At 67.6% G+C, this 466-nt stretch carries 1 protein-coding gene; it reads left to right on the forward strand.

Going from position 1 to position 466, the window contains the following annotated elements:
• A partial coding sequence (locus E1263_RS43090; RefSeq protein WP_165956953.1) for a hypothetical protein occupies positions 1–466 on the forward strand: 466 nt, incomplete at both ends.

The raw sequence follows: 466 nt of genomic DNA on the forward strand, positions 1-466 counted from the left end.
CCTCGCCACCCTCACCGCCTGCACATCCACTCCCACGCCGGCCCCAGCACCCACTGGCCGCACCTGGACCTCCGAAGAACAAACGGCCATCACCGAAGCCACAGCGCAGTACAAGAAGTCGCGCGCGGCCTACGACGCAGCCCTCAACAACCCCACCACCGCAACCCGAGCCGCCCTCGAAGCGGCAGGCAACTCCGGCATCTGGCTGGACAACGCCGTCGCCCGCGTCTCAGACCTCCGGGCCCAAAAGACCCGCCGCATCGGCGCCGTACAGATCGTCTCCACCGACCCCATCTGGGTAGACGTCACCGTCCCCACCCCCTCCGTAGTCCTCAAAACCTGCCTCGACTACACCGCCGTCGCCGAACACACCACCACCCGCCGCCTCATCGACGCCCGACTCCTCCACCTCCCCACCGGCTGGTCCCTGACCAACGAATCCGAAAACCCCGACAACGCCCAACCC

The organism is Kribbella antibiotica (assembly GCF_004349055.1).
Classification (GTDB): domain Bacteria; phylum Actinomycetota; class Actinomycetes; order Propionibacteriales; family Kribbellaceae; genus Kribbella; species Kribbella antibiotica.